This window comes from Salmonella sp. HY31 (assembly GCF_042604575.1).
GTDB lineage: Bacteria > Pseudomonadota > Gammaproteobacteria > Enterobacterales > Enterobacteriaceae > Salmonella > Salmonella diarizonae.
Genome location: NZ_CP170479.1, coordinates 2,638,426 through 2,654,983 on the forward strand (window position 1 = coordinate 2,638,426; position 16,558 = coordinate 2,654,983).

Genomic DNA, 16,558 nt, shown 5'->3' on the forward strand with positions numbered 1-16,558 from the left:
CAGCGATACACCTCCACCCTGTCGGCGTGAATAGCTATATGGACATGAACACTGCGTTACTGGAAGCCAGTCAGCCATTAAATACAGTCGATGTGATGAAAACGGCACTGAAAGAAGTGTGGTATGCCCCGAATGAACAGGAGGCGAGCCAGCACAGGAATAGTTGAAAAGGCAGGAGCGTATTATTGCAGGGAAGAGATGTGAATATCGCCGCCCTTAATCTAAAATAAGACGGGAATTAAAATTGTGTAATTACCTGTTAGTGATATGTTTATTCCAACAACGCAGACAGGCAATTATGGACGAAAATAAACTCAAAGCGCTCGCTGCTGAACTGACTAAAGGACTTAAACCGAAGCCGACCTTAATCAGTGGTTGAAGGAAGTGCCGCATCAGCCGTCAGAAGACATTCAGTAAGCTAAGCAGTACAGAGGGCCCGCCAGCCACCTGCGGACTTTAGCTCACTAATATTAATATTGAAAATATCAATAAAAAGGTTTGAATACATGCCGCAAATAACCGCTATCAATAGTATTGAAAGTCAAAATGTAATGCATGGCGCCCCCTCCGCGATAACAGCACTTACTACAGAACAATTATTAATAAAAATAGATAATGTAAGGTTAGAAGAAAGACCTGCAATTCCAGTCTGCTACCGGCTGGCTGTGAATGCTGGCGTTGTCGCCGGGACGATATCCAAAGAAACAGAAGATATCCTTTCATCTATTCCTGGTAATTATTCTGAAAACTATCAAAAAATTATGGGAATTACTGTAGGGAATTACTTCATGCATATCAGCAAGGATCATATTGTCGACTCTGGAATAATAAATTTCAGGAATTTAAGAAGTGGTAAAATATTTCACACAGCCTATGTGCATAAAACTATAAATGGCGAAATTATATTTCTACATAATAATAATCTTACAATAGATGCAATATTAAACAAAGGGATGCATTCTCTCCCTTTACAAAAAGGGGGACTGAATGTTCATATATTAGATGACCAGAAACTTAGAAACCTACAGGATTATCTTAACCAAAACATTGGCTTTCACTTCATTACAACACGTGATTTGGAAACTAATTTAAAAAAAGAGTATGGCTTTAACCATCCCTGTAATTTGCCATGTGAGCATTTAACACATAATTCAGAGGGAGAAAAACTTTCATCAGAACAAATGATGGATGTTGATGTACCGGGGACATCGGCACAACAAGCTAATATCCCTACTATTGTATATGAATTCTCAGCACAGAATTTGCCGGAAAAACTCAGCGATATAAAACCTGACGATGACGATGACATATATACTTCCTCTTCTTCCTCTTCTTCCTCTTCTTCCTCTTCTTCCTCTTCTTCCTCTTCGCCTTGTTCTTCGCCTTGCCCCTCTCCCCCTCGTGTTCCTGATGCGGAAGAAATAAGAAGGAAAGAAGAGTATAATAAACGGGTTCGCTGGTATCAACAAAAACGGTTTGCAGAACTCACTAAATTACATCCGGATCTGGCTAGTCATATCGTAACAGAAATGTTACCTACAGGTATTTTGTTGACTCGTGTTAAAAACAGCCCAACTGATATATTATTTGTTGATGTACATGGTACATACATGAATATGAAGTCTGGCACAATGCTGAAACCAGAAGCTATTGCTCGAGGTTTCACTAAGACAATAACTATCCCTAAGAATTTAGAACTGAATTTTTTAGCACCACACGATACTATCCTTACAGAAGGACCTGGATCGAAGGATGGTAATCATGTTGGTATAACAGAAAGAGCATTAGGCGCTACCGGTAAATCTTGCCAGATTTATTCCAGGCTGGCAGCGCCTGATGCTATGAGACCCGGTATTGTTTACTCAGAATATAATGAAAAAACGGCGGGAACAAACGAAACAGGGAAAGTTGTGAATTATCTTTTGAGTTCTACTTCCGACGATGTGGATCAGACATTGTGCCAACTTTCTGTTTTAGAAAACCGTATTAGTTGTCCTGATAAAATGGATATGCTGACTATTGCACCGAAAGTAGGTATTTTTGATGAAAAATATAAAGTAACAACCCTGGAGGAACTCTTAAGAGTGATCCAGATTACTAACCCTCAATATAAAAGGATAATCCTTGGTTCATGCCGAAGAAGTTATTTTTCACGTGATGATTCCATTTATGAGTATTCTCTTCAGACATCAGACTTACCAATTGACAGGCAGATGCCTATACGTGGAAATAATAAATCAGCTTTTATTGTTGAAGATTACAATATCCTACCCAATGATGATTTAATGTCAATACGAAATTATATCGATAGGGAAATCAGGAAAAATCTCGCATGGACTCCAGATGCAGGTGATTTTATTCCCCATGTGATGATGAAGTTACCAGATTTTCAGGAGACAGGCTTACAACTTAATATATTTACGCCATCACTGGAGTCAGGTGAGTATAATCACTGCGTTAGTTACCCAGAAAATACAGAACAGTCTATCCGGCATGAAATAAACCTTATTAATTATGGCGACCACTATGATCTTTTGACTGCAGATAACAAAATAATTGATATTCCTCCTGGTGGAAATTGTTTTTATCATGCAATTTATAACGCATTAACGGCAGAGCAGAAAATCAAGATAACAGGTACGCCGTTCATTGATTTAGCTATCCAGAACTTAAGACATCGTATTGCCGATCAGATTCTTCGAGATCCATCTTTGTGGCATTTAATCCCCGGTTTACGCTCGTTCATCCCGGCTAATGATTCTCAAATGGATGAGGCTCAGCAGAACTTACCAACTCATTATACTGGTACTATCACCCGTAATGTTGGATATGAACATGATGAGGGTATTAAATTATCGATAAATAAGGTACAGCTAAAAAAACGACCGGCACACGATCAAAAAGTTAAAACTTTAACCAAACGTCTTCCTGAAGCCAAAAAATTGACATTACATGCTGCTTATGCCGGTAAACTTATGACAGAGACAGTGCTTGCTGAAGCCGAAAGAGATGGCATGCTGCCTGCCCGTGTCGATGGAATGATAAACGCAAAAGATATTTTAAGTCATTACCGGCAGCAATCACTGCGTTTAATGAACCAGGAATCTTTTGGCGTAACCGGATATGAAATAACAAGACAGATGGAATCCAGACTGGAGAAACTAGACAGTGAGTTGTCTTATTTAGATCATGAGGGGAAGAGAGATGAGTACAATTTATTAGCCGCTTCACTTTTTGATATCCATCCTTATGAGTTAAAAAAGATGGCGCGCGAATCTTTTCCACTGATGGATCGCTATTGCGAAATGTTGGATCGGGTTGTGACGAGTGGCAATCTCACGCCGGAGACGTTGCAACAATGTCTTGATGCATTGCTCCATCGTCATTCAGATGAAAAAATGCCATCAATTGTTACTACGCTTCTCATAGATGGTCATTTCTCAACCAATCATCGTGATGATTCCTTGCATGAATGGAAACCCCGGTTGTGGAGTGTCATGGTGCATACCGCTCAGGCATTGGATCCTGTAGAGGGTATAAACAATATCAGAAAAATATTACTATCCCGATTGTGGCACGATACATCAGTCGGCAAAATAGGTTTTTCATTCAGGCAGAAAAAAGTCAATGCCTATGAGAAAATATTTTCCTCTTCAGTTCACAAAGATTCATTTTCTGCAAATCTGCCGCCTCTTGAACTTCTGCCCTCTCGTGAAGAGTTAAGAGCAAGCAAAGCTGGACTGGAATGTGTCAGGTTAAATGATAAATATGCCAGAATAGCGTTCTGTGTCTTAACGCCCGTTGAAAATATGTCCCCCCTGTCAAAGACAGTTCGGGAACTGGCGCTCATCCCTGATGCTGAAACCCGGATGTCTAAGGTGGTAGGGTACCTACTTGATGCGGAAAATAGTCAGGATAAGGAAAAATTTAACTATTATATCAGACTATTGCTGCCTCCACTGATGAAGCCAGGAGCGTTATCAGGAATGGATGATAAATCAATGGCGCTTTATGCGAGTATTCTGGATACCGTGAGTCGAAGCGCGTTACTGGAACCGAAAATGGCAGAAAAAATTGTTCATACGTTGGTTAATCCGGATGAACTATTTTCTGTGATTCGTATCGCTTTACAGCGGAATTCTGCTCCCTGGATGCACTCAATATGGAGTGCATTGTACCATGCCACGAATAAATCGGAAAATATGACACTTGATAAGATAAAAGAAATTCTTTTATCCAATACCTATAGTAATGAAATGATTGGGTCGTTAAAGTCTATTCGAGGCCTTATCCATCCATATGGTTACAATGCTTATAAAACCATCTTCAGACGCCCTGTTTCTGACCATAAGAGACAACTACCACGACAGTTTTTACCCGAACGGAGCCAAATATTACGATATAGCAATTCCACCAGGCTTCGTAATGAAATTGAACAGCATAAAAACGTCGCTCCGGATGTGACAACGTCTCAATACATATCTTTAGGGGCCTTGTTTTCACGTCTTTTTGCTGATGGGGATGTCAGAAAACCTCTGGCGAGTATTGAGCATAATAATATCCGAACGCCTCAAACGTTGGCTCAAAGTTTACAAGCGAGGAAAGAAAAGGAGCAATTGGCACTGAGTCAGTTTTATACTTCTGCTACACTGGTAAAAGAAAGCGATTGGCTCCGTAATGATATTATCTCAACTCAACGTAATTTGTTACGAACAGATCTTTTGCTAAATGATTTTTGGTCTGAAGAGATGCGCCAGTATGCACCATCATTGATTGGACGTATTTTGCATTGTAATATTATCATTAGTAATAATGACGTAGTACGTAGTGTTGGTGGAAATTATCAGGATAAAGTACAGCTCATTGAAACTGCTGAAGGATATATTCCTCAGCATGCTAAAGATACTGATTATAAGCCTGCACCATTTTTTACTGCTTTACTCTCGGCATTACCCGATAAGTTACATAGCGAATTAACAGATGCACTTCGCAAAAAGACAGGAAAAACTCTGGCCCATTTGAAACCTGAAGAACAGATCGCGAAGTTGCTCTCTGATTATATTGAAATAAATCCACAAGTAATAGATAAGCTAATTGAGGAAAGATCTGGTATTGATAATCATGAATTATCATATCTGGATGTATTGATGTCCAGAATTACCGGGCAAAGCGAATCAAAACATGGCGATCTTGATTTTTACGAATTTCTTTATTTATCTACACGAATTTTCCATGTGGACAATAATGATATACAAGAAAAAATACTATCTGTCATGTTAAGGAAGGATATTATCCAGAAGATGTTGAGGTTAGAAAAAAAATTATGGCGTGATGACAACATATCTTGGACTACTACAAGTTGCATCCAACAAAAATAAAATAAGTAGTGACGGCATCATGACTATTTTCAACTTTCTTGCTGATAAGAATTCGTTTTTTATTAAAAGAATTATCGATAGCAAAGATGGCGAGCAGCTTTTCAGTTCTTATGTTTCTCTGTTGGATTACGCCATCGATTTCATTGCGAAAAGTAAAACCAATACTTACGAGGAATTCAAACGTGTGGTTGGGGAGATGAAATCTCAACTTCGTCAGAAATGGCTGAATATGGATGTGTTTAAAAAACTTGTCAGTAAAAAACAGCGGCGTGATTATAAAAAATTCATCTCTCTGTTGCATCATCGTGAATTAACGCCTACCTCCATGGAGTTCGATTCTGAACAGAAAAAAAGACGTCTCGACTTCAGGAAAAAAGTGCTCAGGACGTCACACCGCATAAATAAGTCTATTCGTATGGAGCCTGAAAATAGACAACCACACAGTACAGAGATAACCTCTCTGGGCTTATTACGATTTGCACAAAAATACTTCCATACCAGTATTATTGAGCCTGAGCGCATCTACAGGATTGAGCAAGAAGCTATCAGCATAGTTAAATCTGCAATTATTCAACAAGTTAAAAAAGAGGTAATAACAATCATCTCTCAGCAGTACCTTGATGCAGCGAATGATATATTGAGTCGTTACCCCGGTAATTTCGAAGCCATTGACCAGGCCGACAAATTACGTAACGAAGCTAAGAATCCATCTAAAGAGATCGTTGACAAAATTGCCAGTGAACTGGCGGAACAGTTTTTTAGGGAAAGAGAGCAGGATTATATTCCCGTTCTTCGGCAGATAATTTCCAGTCATGCGAATTTGCTTCCTTTTATGCAAACGTGGGATGAGCAAGAAGAACGGATGGTCGTTCCTCGTTATGCGAGTTATATTTCATCCAGTCCAGCATTCAACCTTTTAATTCAGGATGTTATCGTCGGTGATCATGCTTCTGAACACAAAGAGCCAATGATGCCCAACAGCGAACTTTCTGTTGAGGATTGTGCGAGAGTATCCAAATTAATTGATGCGAGTAAGGATGTATCGGGTATAAATGCAGATGGTCAATATACAACGGAGGAATTGTATATTGATCAGTATCGAAATAAAACAGGCCAGACTAATGCCTGGATTAGCAAAAATAAACGTCTCCGTCTTAATCATAAATATCCGCATACAAGAGATATTAAGATATTTTCCGACGAGAATATTTTTCCTGCACAAAGTGAACGAGCGCAACAATCATTCAGTAAAACGCTAAAGAATAGTACGAGAAACAGCCTGGAAAATAGTGACCGAACTAAAATTACAGGAGAAACCGGAGGAATTCGTGTTCCAACAATTGTATCGCATGCAAATTCTCTGAACACAATGTCTCTACCTAATGGCATACAAAATAATGTTAATGCTTCGGTGGATACTGGAAATGAAAGAGTTAAAGTAACGAATTCTCTTGTAGAGAACCCTCTCACTACTGAAAAGCTTAAACCTGACCTTAACTATTTACAACCTGTAGAGCATGAGCGAGAGTCCAGAGTGGCTCAAGCAGTTACTACCAATGGAGCATTAAGTTATCACGCTATTTCATCCACGTATGCCATTGACAAAAAAGATGTAAAAAAATTACAAGACAAACCTTACTCTCCAGCTCTGATTAATGATAAAAAAATGAAAGAGAATGTTCTACCGATGTCTAAACCACAATCGTTTCAATATTTTCAATATGATAAATCAATAACTGAAGATGAGATTAAGAAAAAATTTGAAGTGGAGAGGAATAAAGCCCAAACGCCTAATTTTACTTTTGATGGATATGTTGAGGGTATAAACCAGAAATCTATCAACGAAAAAGCGTTAGTTAGAGACGCGATACAAAAATTAAATGCGGAATATATTGAATGGGAACGGGAAGTTAAAAATAATAGTATGGTATCTAACGATGCAGTGGAGACCAAAGCACATTATCAATGGAATGAACCTGCTCTTGGTAAAGAAGAGGTCCACATGAATAAGATTTTGAATGACACACATCTTTTGAATAAAGTACATAATACTGTAAAATTAAAATCGGAAAGTGAAAATAACGAAACCCACTCCCGTTGGGAAAGCAAAATAATTAGCGCTAATACGCTCACATCGCTTCCTGAAGATATCCGAAGCCGATATAAAGATGGCTTTAATTCTGCTATAAAACATATTGAAGACAGTGCTAAAGCTATTGTTGAAACATCGCAGTTTGCCACTATCATAAAGCATGAGGCCGCTCTGGTTGATGCGGTTACATTTTCAGATAAAATGCAATCTAAGGACTCAACAGATACTACGGTCATAAAAGCTAATAGTGAAATTCATGATGCAGTCGATGCGAAGCGAAGTGAAATAGAAGAAGAAAGGGCTGAAAAGCATGAGAAGGCCTTAGACAAGGCCAGGGAAGAAGAGAAGAAAATAGAGGAAGAGAAGGAAAAAGAACAGAAAGAGAAGGATGCTTATAAGGCGTTAAAAAATGAGGAAGATGAGGAAAAATTGAAGCGGATGCAAAACATGAAAGAACCGACACAGGCAGAAAAACGTGCTGCAGCACTCAAGCGTTTTGAGCTTGTACCGGATTCTGTGTAAATGCCTTTTCTCAGAAGTGACCGTCCAGGCGGTCACCGAACCCGATAAAAAAAGCGCGTCTGTCGACGCGCTTTCTCTTTTCATTTGCCGCAGATTACTTCAGGTATTCCCCACTGCGCAACGCTTCGATACGCTTATCTAACGGCGGGTGGGTCATAAACAGCTCACTTAACGATTTTGATTTACCGTTAATACAAAACGCCATCATGCTGGTCGCCTCTTGCGGCTCATAGCTGGTTTTCAGGCGCTGCAACGCGGCAATCATTTTTTCGCGACCAACCAGCTTCGCCGATCCCGCATCGGCATGGAACTCGCGATAACGGGAGAACCACATGGTAATAATACTCGCCAGAATACCGAAAACCAGTTCCAGCACCATCGCAACGGCGAAATAAATTAGCGGATTGCCGTTACTCCCTTCGCCCTCATCACGGTTGCCGCCCAGAAAGCCAGCAGCAATTTGCGCGATAATACGCGAAATAAAGATAACGAAGGTGTTTACCACCCCCTGAATCAACGTCATTGTCACCATATCGCCATTGGCAATATGGCTGATTTCATGGGCAATGACGGCTTCTGCTTCGTCAGGGCTCATGTTTTGCAACAGACCGGTACTCACAGCGACCAATGAGGCGTCACGGCGTGCGCCCGTCGCAAACGCGTTAATGTCCGGCGCATGGTAGATAGCAACCTGCGGCATGGCGATACCGGCCTGGCGCGCTTGCGTTGCTACGGTGTTCATCAACCAGCGTTCTCTTTCATTGCGAGGCTGTTCAATAACTTCCCCTCCTACGGATTTTAACGCCATCCATTTGGACATCAGCAATGAAATAAAAGAACCGCCAAAACCAAACAGCAGCGCCATGATCAGCAAGCCTTGTACGCTGCTCGACTGTATCCCCGTCAGGCTCAGAACCAGCCCGAAAACGACCATCACGGCCAGGTTCGTCAGCAGGAAGAGCGCGATTCGCATCATAATTTTCTTTTAACCTCAATTTAACAAAGCGCACTATGCGATTACCCACATCGTATGGGTCTTATGACTATTTTCAAGCATCATCAGGCTGTAAGTCACGAGAAAAACACAACTTTACATTTTGTAGCATTATACTGACGACTTTCTGCGCTTGTTAAAAAAACAGGCACAATTTCTTGTGCCTGTTTAGCGTTACTTACTGGCTGCCGCCTGCTCTGTTGGTTTTTCTTTTTCAAGATGCGCCAGGTCCAGAGCAATCTTCACCGTTTCATCAAGGTACGGGTCTGGCTCCTGGTAATCCTTCGGCAGATCGTCCAGTTTCTTCAGCAACGGTTTACCCTCGCGTTTAAACCGATCATTGATACGCGCCAGACGCATAGCGTCTTCTTCATTGTTCTCTTTCTCACGCTGCGCATAATTCAGGGAGACAATGTTACGTTTATCCTTCATGGCATTGAAACGTGCGATATCCTTCATGATGTACTGGAACTCAGGATCTTTGGCGATACGCGCGTTGTGTTCTTTCAATAATTCCGGACCAAACGGAGTTAAATCACCCGATTTCGCGTACTTAGCCGCATCAATGCTATCCCACGGTAAGGCGTTATCTTCAAATTTTTCTCCGGTTTCCGTTTCTTCATTGCCTGTCGGCATGATGATATCCGGCGTGACCCCTTTGCGCTGCGTACTGCCGCCGTTGACACGGTAAAACTTCTGAATGGTGTACTGCACCGAGCCCAACGCAGGCCATTCCGGGCGAAGCATCTGATCGTAAATTCGATTTAACGAACGATATTGCTGTACCGTCCCTTTGCCGAAGGTCGGCTCACCGACAATCAGCGCGCGACCATAGTCCTGCATCGCGGCGGCGAAGATTTCCGATGCCGAGGCGCTGAAGCGATCGACCAGCACCACCAGCGGGCCTTTATAGTAGACCACACCGTCGGTGTCGCTATCCTCACGCACCTTGCCGTTATTGTCGCGTACCTGCACTATCGGACCGGAAGGGATAAACAGACCGGAAAGCGAAACGGCTTCCGTCAGAGCCCCGCCACCGTTTGAACGCAGATCGATAACAATGCTGTTAACGTTCTGTTTTTCCAATTTCTGAAGCTGAATTTTGACATCATCGGTCAAGCCAACATAGAAACCAGGAATATCCAGTACGCCAACTTTCTCTTTGCCAACGGTTTTCACCGACATTTTAACCGCGCGATCTTCAAGACGAATCCGTTCACGCGTCAGCGTAACAATACGGGTTTTCGTCCCTTTCCCAGCAGGCAGAATTTCCAGACGGACCTTACTGCCTTTTGGCCCTTTGATCAGCGCCACTACATCGTCAAGACGCCAGCCGATCACGTCGACCATCGGTTTTCCGGTCTGTCCTACGCCAACGATACGATCGCCGACGCTAATCGACTTGCTCTTCGCGGCCGGGCCGCCGGCAACCAATGAGTTAATGACAGTGTAATCGTCATCCATTTGCAGCACCGCGCCGATACCTTCCAGAGACAGACTCATTTCGGTATTAAACTGCTCGGTATTGCGGGGTGAAAGATAATTCGTATGCGGGTCGATTTCACGCGCAAAAGCGGTCATCGCCAGCGAGAACACATCTTCACTGTTAGTCTGCGCCAGACGGCGAATAGCAAATTTGTAGCGACGCGTCAGGGTTTCGCGAATTTCTTTGTCGCTCTTGCCAGTGAGTTTCAGACTAAGCTCATCGAATTTCACTTTCCCATCCCACAGCGCATTTAGCTCAGCCTCATCTTTCGGCCAGGGCGCTTTACTGCGGTCCAGGTTAAACGTATCGTTTCCGGTGAAATCCATTGGCCGTTCCAGCACTTTTAGCGCGTACTGGTAACGTTCAAACCGGCGCTTTTGCGCCAGATTGTAGAGATCGTAAAAAACATCCAGCTTACCCGTGCGCAGCTCATCGCCCAACACGGTTTTCTTTTTCGCAAACTGCTCGACATCGCTCGCCAACAAAACGTTATGGCTATAGTCGAGAAGATTCAGATAGCGATCAAAAATCTTTGCCGAAAATGCCTGATCCAGATCGAACTGGCGATAGTGGGAGCGGGTAAAACGCGACGTTACGCGCTCGCTCACCGTCGCATGTTGCGTCTCTTCCTTCAATACGGGAATTTGATCGGCTCGCGTAATATCTTCCACGGCGAAGGACTGACCTGCTAATGCAAGCAGGCCAGCTAACGCGGTAAGCCTAAAAAAAGTGTTCATGCCAGGCCTGGCCTCCGTTTCAGAACACCAGGTGTTCTGCGCGTACAATCAAAGACATACCCGAATTCAGCTGTACACGGACACCATCTTTGGTGATTTCTAATACGGTGGCATCCATCGCATTATTACCCGCTTTCACCTTGAGGGACTGCCCTACGGTCAATACTGAAATATCAGAAACCGGCGTGTGCTTCTCTTCGCGAGGCGCACGCGGCGCTTTCGTCGTCGGTTTATCAGCGCGAGGCTTACGTTCAGCGCCTTCTTTACGACGCGCTACCGGGCGAGGTTTACGCTCGCGTCGCGGCGCGTCTTCTTTTTCGCCTGCCGCCGCGGCAGCTTCGCGTTTTTTCGCTTGCTGCTCTGCGCGCTGCGCCTGAACCCGGGCTTTAGCTTCTTCAAGCTGCTTACGAGCATGTTCGACATGCTGTTCTTCCAGCTCGCCGCACGGATTGCCATCAAGATCGACGCGCGTTGCGCCTGGCTTAACGCCGTACAGGTAACGCCAGCTTGAAGTATAAAGACGTAAAGCGGAACGAAGTTGCGTTTTGCTGAGGTTCATTTCGCCCCCAACTCGCTCTACCAGATCCTGAAAAATACCAATTTTCAGCGGGCGAGCTTCGCCTTCCGCACTAAAACAGTGAGGAAAACGCTCGGCCAGAAACGCGATAACTTCTTTACTGCTATTCAACTTAGGTTGATTTTCCATGAAATTTCCTGATTACAACGGACGTAGCCAACAAGCCGCAGGCATGAACAGGCGTCATTATAATGACGCCATCAGTAATTGCTACGTTATCCGTTGATTATCCTGCGACGCTCGCAAAGAATTTTTTGTAATCCGTCGTTGCAAGCACGGTTTCAAGCTGTGCGACCAGCGTACGCAGGCCATGTTCATCTTCTTCGGTAAAGCGGCCAAACGCCGTGCTATCTATATCCAGCACGCCGATAATCCGTTCGCCAACCGTGACAGGCAGCACAATTTCGGCGTTGCTGGCGGCATCACAGGCAATATGACCGTCAAACGCATGAACATCATCAATACGCTGAACCTTATTCTGCGCTACCGCTGCGCCGCACACGCCGCGACCAACCGGAATCCGCACACAGGCGATTCTCCCCTGAAACGGCCCCAACACCAGCGTATCACCTTCGAGGAGATAAAATCCTGCCCAGTTCACCTCAGTAAGGCGTTCGAACAGTAGCGCGCTGGTATTCGCCAGCGTGGCCAGAAAACTGGTTTCACCTGCCATTAACGACTGAAAATCACGGTTTAACGCCGCGTATAGCTCTGTTTTGCTCATTATATAATCACTTCGTGGTCTTACTCCTCAACACAGGCTATTAAAATAAGCATTAAATGCGTTCTTGCTCAAGATTATTCCTGTCATGAGTTAAGATTACATTATTCTAACACTTTGATTCACGATACATGGCTCTGAACACCTCACACGTCACGCCAACAAAAAAGCTAACGATCTGGTCAATTAGCGAAGCGCTGCCGCGCAGCCACTATCAGCGCTGCCCTGAATGCGACATGCTGTTCAGCTTACCGGAGATGAGCGCTCATCAAAGCGCTTATTGTCCTCGTTGCCAGGCCAAAATTCGCGATGGTCGCGACTGGTCGCTGACGCGGCTGACCGCGATGGCGGTAACCATGCTGTTACTGATGCCGTTTGCCTGGAGCGAGCCGCTACTCCACATCTACCTGTTGGGCGTACGCATTGATGCCAATGTTATGCACGGCATCTGGCAAATGACGCAGCAGGGCGATCCGTTAACCGCCGCAATGGTGCTCTTTTGCGTGGTGGGCGCGCCGCTTATTCTGGTTTTTTCAATCGCTTACCTGTGGTTTGGCAGCCTCCTCGGCATGAATCTGCGCCCGGTCCTGCTGATGCTGGAAAAACTGAAAGAGTGGGTGATGCTGGATATCTATCTGGTCGGTATTGGCGTTGCTTCTATCAAAGTACAGGACTATGCCTTTCTGCAGCCGGGCATCGGGCTTTTAGCGTTCGTCTCGTTGGTGGTTCTTAGCATTCTGACTATGATTCATCTGAATGTGGAGCAACTATGGGAACGATTTTATCCGCAGCGCCCTGCCCAACGTTCGGACGAAAGATTACGCGTCTGTCTTGGCTGCCACTTTAGCGGCTATCCGGATGCTAAAGGGCGCTGTCCGCGTTGCCATATTCCGCTACGGTTACGCAGAAAGCAGAGCGTGCAAAAGTGTTGGGCGGCATTGCTGGCGTCTATTGTCTTTTTGCTGCCGGCAAATCTGCTGCCTATCTCAGTGATTTATATTAATGGCGGGCGTCAGGAAGATACTATCCTGTCGGGTATTATGTCGCTCGCCAGCAGCAATATCGCCGTCGCCGCCGTGGTTTTTATCGCCAGTATTTTGGTGCCGTTTACCAAAGTCATCGTGATGTTTACGTTACTGCTGAGTATCCATTTCAAATGCGAACAGGGGCTGCGAACACGAATTTTGTTGCTGCGTCTGGTGACATGGATAGGCCGCTGGTCGATGCTGGATCTTTTCGTTATCTCGTTAACCATGTCTCTGATTAATCGCGATCAGATTCTGGCTTTTACAATGGGACCGGCTGCGTTTTATTTCGGCGCAGCGGTAATTTTGACTATTCTTGCAGTGGAATGGCTGGATAGCCGCTTACTTTGGGATGCACATGAGCCAGGAAACGCCCGCTTCGAAGACTGAAGCGCAAATTAAAACCAAACGCCGTATTTCACCTTTCTGGCTGCTGCCGCTTATCGCGCTAATGATCGCAGGGTGGTTAGTATGGGATAGCTACCAGGATCGCGGCAATAGCGTGACTATCGATTTTATGTCGGCGGACGGTATCGTACCGGGTCGTACTCCCGTTCGTTACCAGGGAGTAGAAGTCGGCACCGTGGAAGATGTCAGCCTGAGCAAAGATCTGCGCAAAATTGAAGTTCGCGTTAGCATCAAATCAGATATGGAGGATGCGTTGCGCGAAGAGACGCAATTCTGGTTGGTGACGCCCAAAGCCTCGCTGGCGGGCGTTTCCGGCCTGGATGCGCTGGTCGGCGGGAATTACATCGGTATGATGCCAGGTAAAGGTAAGCCCAGAGATCATTTCGTCGCCCTGGATACACAGCCTAAATACCGGCTTAGCAATGGCGATCTGATGATTCATCTCCATGCGCCGGATCTTGGTTCGCTCAATAGCGGTTCACTGGTCTATTTCCGTAAAATCCCTGTCGGACGGGTGTATGACTATTCGATTAACCCTAACAAACAGGGCGTCACGATTGACGTTCTGATTGAACGACGGTTTACCGATCTGGTGAAGAAAGGCAGCCGTTTCTGGAATGTCTCCGGCGTTGACGCCGATCTGAGCCTGAGCGGCGCGAAAGTGAAACTGGAAAGCCTCGCGGCCCTGGTCAATGGCGCGATTGCGTTTGACTCGCCGGACAATTCCAAACCCGCCGCCCAGGATGACACGTTCGGCTTATATAAAGATTTAGCCCATAGCCAACGAGGGGTAATAGTTAAACTTGAGCTACCCAGCGGGGACGGACTGAAAGCGGAATCTACGCCGCTAATGTACCAGGGACTGGAGGTGGGAGAGCTTTCTAAACTGACGCTCAACCCTGGCGGTAAAGTTACCGGAGAGATGACCGTCGATCCCAGCGTTGTTCCGCTGATGCGGGAAAATACGCGTATTGAGTTACGCAATCCCAGGCTGTCGCTAAGCGACGCGAATATCAGTTCGTTGTTAACCGGAAAAACCTTCGAGCTGGTGCCGGGTGACGGCGAACCGCGCAGTGAATTTATGGTAGTGCCGGGTGAAGAAGCCTTACTGCATGAGGCGAATGCCTTAATCCTGACGCTGACGGCCCCGGAAAGCTACGGCATCGAACCGGGACAGCCGTTAATTTTACATGGCGTAAAAATTGGCCAGATCATTGAGCGCAACTTATCCAGTAAAGGGGTGTCATTCACCGTCGCGATTGAACCGCAGCACCGGGATTTGGTACAGGGCGACAGTAAATTCGTGGTCAACAGCCGGGTGGATGTCAAAGTCGGCCTTGACGGCGTAGAGTTTCTCGGTGCCAGCGCCAGCGAGTGGATTGACGGCGGGATTCGCATTTTGCCAGGTACAGGCGGGAAGATGAAATCCACCTACCCGCTCTATGCTAACCTGGAGAAAGCGCTGGAAAATAGCCTCAGTGACTTACCCACTACCACCCTGACGCTGACTGCCGAAACATTGCCGGATGTTCAGGCCGGTTCCGTCGTGCTGTATCGAAAATTTGAAGTAGGCGAAGTCATCACTGTCCGACCACGCGCCAATACCTTTGACATCGACCTGCATATTAAGCCGGAGTATCGCCACCTGTTGACCAGCAATAGTGTGTTCTGGGCGGAAGGCGGCGCGAAGGTGCAACTTAACGGTAGCGGCCTAACGGTGCAGGCCTCTCCACTCTCTCGCGCGCTGAAAGGCGCCATTAGTTTTGATAACCTGAGCGGCGCCAGCGCCAGTCGGCGCAAAGGCGATAAACGTATTCTTTATGCTTCAGAAACTTCCGCCCGCGCAGTAGGCGGACAAATTACGCTGCACGCGTTCGACGCCGGAAAACTGGCGGAGGGAATGCCAATTCGTTACCTCGGTATCGATATCGGTCAGATCCAGACGCTGGAATTGATCACCGCGCGTAATGAAGTGCAGGCAAAAGCCGTACTTTATCCGGAGTACGTACAGACATTTGCCCGCGCCGGGACGCGTTTTTCCGTTATTACGCCACAAATTTCTGCGGCGGGCGTCGAGCATCTGGATACGATTCTCCAGCCCTATATTAACGTTGAGCCAGGACGCGGCGCGGCGCGGCGCGACTTTGAGCTACAGGAAGCGACCATCACCGACTCGCGCTACCTGGATGGATTAAGCATCGTCGTGGAGGCGTCAGAAGCAGGCTCGCTTAATATCGGCACACCGGTTCTGTTCCGCGGTATCGAAGTGGGAACCGTCACCGGAATGTCCCTGGGGTCGCTCTCCGATCGCGTGATGATCACCCTGCGCATCAGTAAGCGTTACCAACATCTGGTGCGCAATAATTCCGTGTTCTGGCTCGCCTCCGGCTATAGTCTCGACTTTGGTCTGACAGGCGGCGTGGTGAAAACAGGGACATTTAATCAATTCATCCGCGGTGGTATCGCCTTCGCCACTCCGCCAGGTACGCCGCTGGCGCCGAAAGCGCAGGCCGGTAAGCACTTCCTGTTACAAGAGAGCGAACCGAAAGAGTGGCGTGAATGGGGCACCGCCCTGCCACGTTAAACACCAGGCTCCGGCGTACTCGCGCCGGAGCGTT

At 45.8% G+C, this 16,558-nt stretch carries 9 protein-coding genes; 5 read left to right on the forward strand and 4 right to left on the reverse strand.

Annotated elements, in window-relative coordinates:
* Positions 1-38: 38 nt before the first annotated feature.
* The 3 genes from ACE15A_RS12485 (at position 39) to ACE15A_RS12495 (ending at position 7,992) form a co-directional block, all read left to right on the forward strand.
* Positions 39-167, forward strand: coding sequence for a hypothetical protein (locus tag ACE15A_RS12485; protein WP_254888655.1), 129 nt, complete (start codon positions 39-41; stop codon positions 165-167).
* A gap of 339 nt (positions 168-506) precedes the next feature.
* Positions 507-5,378 carry a putative adhesin gene (locus ACE15A_RS12490; RefSeq protein WP_137330514.1) on the forward strand — a complete coding sequence of 1,624 codons (4,872 nt, stop codon included), beginning with the start codon at positions 507-509 and terminating at the stop codon, positions 5,376-5,378.
* The gene (locus ACE15A_RS12495; protein WP_053507872.1) at positions 5,332-7,992 is read left to right on the forward strand and encodes a hypothetical protein; all 2,661 of its coding nucleotides are present in this window, start codon (positions 5,332-5,334) and stop codon (positions 7,990-7,992) included. Before ACE15A_RS12490 ends, ACE15A_RS12495 begins: the two co-directional genes overlap by 47 nt.
* A 94-nt stretch (positions 7,993-8,086) precedes the next feature.
* Here the strand turns inward: ACE15A_RS12495 and htpX are convergent, their stop codons facing one another.
* From htpX to ACE15A_RS12515, 4 genes are all read right to left on the reverse strand, one after another.
* Positions 8,087-8,968 carry a protease HtpX gene (gene htpX / locus ACE15A_RS12500; RefSeq protein ID WP_000984496.1) on the reverse strand — a complete coding sequence of 294 codons (882 nt, stop codon included), beginning with the start codon at positions 8,966-8,968 and terminating at the stop codon, positions 8,087-8,089.
* A 192-nt stretch (positions 8,969-9,160) separates the two neighbouring features.
* Positions 9,161-11,209 carry a carboxy terminal-processing peptidase gene (gene prc, locus ACE15A_RS12505; protein ID WP_053507871.1) on the reverse strand — a complete coding sequence of 683 codons (2,049 nt, stop codon included), beginning with the start codon at positions 11,207-11,209 and terminating at the stop codon, positions 9,161-9,163.
* A gap of 19 nt (positions 11,210-11,228) precedes the next feature.
* A complete protein-coding gene (gene proQ, locus ACE15A_RS12510; protein WP_000431401.1) occupies positions 11,229-11,915 on the reverse strand; it encodes an RNA chaperone ProQ in 687 nt (228 codons plus the stop codon).
* A 97-nt stretch (positions 11,916-12,012) separates the two neighbouring features.
* Positions 12,013-12,510 (reverse strand): GAF domain-containing protein, encoded by a 498-nt coding sequence (locus ACE15A_RS12515; protein WP_001518229.1) that lies wholly within the window; start codon positions 12,508-12,510, stop codon positions 12,013-12,015.
* Positions 12,511-12,638: 128 nt separating this feature from the next.
* Between ACE15A_RS12515 and yebS the strand changes: the two genes are divergently transcribed.
* Positions 12,639-13,922 carry a membrane integrity lipid transport subunit YebS gene (yebS, locus tag ACE15A_RS12520; protein WP_023247729.1) on the forward strand — a complete coding sequence of 428 codons (1,284 nt, stop codon included), beginning with the start codon at positions 12,639-12,641 and terminating at the stop codon, positions 13,920-13,922.
* Complete coding sequence (locus ACE15A_RS12525; protein WP_053507870.1) at positions 13,891-16,524, forward strand: PqiB family protein; 2,634 nt, start codon at positions 13,891-13,893, stop codon at positions 16,522-16,524. The genes yebS and ACE15A_RS12525 overlap by 32 nt, the downstream gene beginning before the upstream one ends.
* The last annotated feature ends 34 nt before the right edge of the window (positions 16,525-16,558 follow it).